This window comes from Verrucomicrobium sp. BvORR034 (genome assembly GCF_000739635.1).
Classification (GTDB): Bacteria; Verrucomicrobiota; Verrucomicrobiia; order Verrucomicrobiales; family Verrucomicrobiaceae; genus Verrucomicrobium.
The window spans coordinates 1-2,510 of record NZ_BATQ01000172.1; the positions used below are offsets into that span (position 1 = coordinate 1).

The window sequence follows — 2,510 nt, forward strand, 5'->3', positions numbered from 1 at the left end:
GGTTCATGTGCTCTTTCTGGCAAGCTTTCGGACATCGGCATCAACGACCTGTTCATGAAGCAGGACCGGAATAGCCTGTCTTCTGGCACTGCAACAGCCAACGCATCGCTGCGTTGCGCCAGCAGTGCGGCCTGACTCAAGCCGCGCTGGCCGAACGCCTCGGCGTGAAGCAACAGGCCTGGGCCACCTACGAGACAGCCACGCGGCGCTTGCCTTCCTCTCTGCTGCTGCCCACGACGCAAGCCCTCGGAGTCACGCTCGAACAGCTTTTGGATGCCTCATCCCCCAAGGCCAAACGCGGCCCCGTGCCCAAGCTGCAACGGCAGTTCCAGGAGATTGCCAGCCTGCCACCCCCCAAACAGAAGTTCATCAGCGAGTTTCTGGACACCGTCCTGCAAGCCAAGGCGGGCTGATTCACCTGGCCCACTCCCCGAGGCAACCCCTACGCGCCTGCCGGTGCCGGGTGTTCGCCAGCAGCACCTCCAGCCTCATGATCGCCTTTTTTATTTCTAAATAAGCTGTCGTTTCGCATTACTCCCACGTTAGTCAACGAGTTCAAAAGTCACTTGACCTCCATCCGGGACATCCTTCAACTCGGTAGCAAAAAAACCCCGAGAGCGCATCCCCCTCACGTCTTTCACACACATGAGGTTTGAACTTTCAAAATCACCTCCTAAGACAAACAGCTGCTTGGGAATCAATCTAGATCCCATAGGCAAACATCCGTGCTCTTTTTGCCAGGCAGAGGCAAGAGAGTATCCAGTAAAGTAATCATAATCATCAAGCAATCCTTCCGCCCACCCTTCGAGAGAACTGCTCACTCTTTCCAGTTTTCCTGTTTCAGGATCGAAGCTCACTACCCCATCCTTCGACAGAGCAAACTGACCGCCGAATACATCTTCAGCGAAAAAGTAGAGTTCTGGCAAATCAAGTCTGTAAGCATCTAGCCACAAGTCTGGCTTATTCCATGGATCAAGAGATATGGGAGTTAAAGATTCACCAAATGGCCTCACCAGCAAAGCAGCCTCAAAAGCATAAAAACCATTCTTCCTCAAAAGAAGATCGCAAAGTTCTCCTTTCAATCCATCCCAAGTCTCTGGAGGTCGAAATTCCGAGACAAGCGCAGTACCTCCAATCGAAATAAGCTTATCGAGCATGTTCTTCATTCAGTCCGTCCATTCTACTTCAAATTTGTCGCCATCTTTTAGACTACGTGTTTGACCGCCAATCGTTGCACCAGAACCCCTATTATCGCCCGGATTGATGGGCTTGACACTCGCTCCTTTTCCTTCAGCCGTTTGTGCTGGAGGCCATTCATCCAAATCCTTGCCGTCTACCTTTTCTTGTCCCTTCAAATTCTGCCTCCTGCGAGTACTGGCATTAGCCGCATCTTTCGTGAATGGACCATTGGGGTTCCCAGTGCTTTGAGCATGCTCGTAGCTTTCTGGATACTTGCTCTTCGAAACCTCTACCTTTTTTGAAGCCTTCTCAGCCACCTCATCTGCATGGGAGGCCGACTCCTGCGCTGTCTTCTTTGCGCTATCACTGAGTAAATCGTCCGCTTTTTTTGCCGCAACTTCTGCTATTTCATCTGCGGAATTCTTGACCGATCTTTCCACCACCTCGCCGAAGGCTGCAACCACCAGCTTCTTTTTTAGCTGGCCAACTATGGGCACAAGATCAACCACCGTACTGATTCCATGCCCGACGTAGCCAAACCCGCCCCCTACTCGATCTGCCAGAGTGTTCTTTTCGTCATCCAAACCTGCAGCAATGTCCAATTGCCGACCAGATTCACGATAGCTGCCTACAGGGTCGGGCAACACCCAATTCGCAAACCAATTGTTCCATCCAAGGGTTTCATTGAGACCATGGGGATCTAACTTCGTCCAAGGATTCTGCCGGACATACGCATAGACGTTGGGGCCATCCACAAACCCCGCCGGGTCGCGGCTCAGCCACACACCCGTCTCAATGTCACGGTAGCGGAACCCTTCGTTGAGCAACCCGGTCGGATCTTCCTCCTTGGTGTTAGCCCGCTGCCGGTCCAGGTTGGTCCCGGTTTCCACCGGCCGCTTGCCATAGGCTTCGTAGCTGGCCGTCCAGGTCAGGGCTCCCGCATCGTTGCTCTGAGCCACCACGTCCCCACGGCCGTTGCTCATCGCATACTTCGCCTCGGTCCCGCCGTTGCGCAGGCTGTACATCATGCCGCCCACCCCACCGCCCATGTCGGGACCACGCAGGTATTCCACCGTGGGCGTGATGCCCTGGGACTCGTACTCGGCCACGCTCAGGCCACCGCTGAACACGATTGCGGTGCCGATGCCGTTTTCCACCCGGCTGATGCGCCGGGTCCGGTAGTCGTAGCCATACTCGTGCTCCTCGGCATTGGGCAGGGTCACGCCTTCCAGGCGGTTCTCTGCGTCCCAGTGATAGGTGGTAGTCTGCGCGGATTGCCCGGTGACCGTGAGGGTCTGGGTGGCGCGATTGCCTGCCAGATCATAGGTCAA

3 protein-coding genes are annotated in these 2,510 nt (G+C 54.9%); 1 reads left to right on the top strand and 2 read right to left on the bottom strand.

Annotated features, from left to right (window positions below):
• The first annotated feature begins 104 nt into the window (after positions 1-104).
• Positions 105-413 carry a helix-turn-helix transcriptional regulator gene (locus tag BV034_RS30395; protein WP_063768953.1) on the top strand — a complete coding sequence of 103 codons (309 nt, stop codon included), beginning with the start codon at positions 105-107 and terminating at the stop codon, positions 411-413.
• 129 nt (positions 414-542) lie between these two features.
• On the opposite strand, the gene BV034_RS30400 is transcribed toward BV034_RS30395, so the two are convergent.
• Both BV034_RS30400 and BV034_RS30405 read right to left on the bottom strand, forming a co-directional pair.
• Positions 543-1,166, bottom strand: a complete 624-nt coding sequence (locus BV034_RS30400) for a hypothetical protein (protein WP_050030708.1) — start codon at positions 1,164-1,166, stop codon at positions 543-545.
• A partial coding sequence (locus BV034_RS30405) for an RHS repeat-associated core domain-containing protein (RefSeq protein ID WP_265593642.1) occupies positions 1,167-2,510 on the bottom strand: 1,344 nt, incomplete at its 5' end. It lies immediately after the preceding gene.

Excerpts from the sequence above, each read along its gene's own strand:
- BV034_RS30400 (WP_050030708.1), bottom strand. The coding sequence starts at position 1,166 with ATGAAGAACATGCTCGATAAGCTTATTTCGATTGGAGGTACTGCGCTT.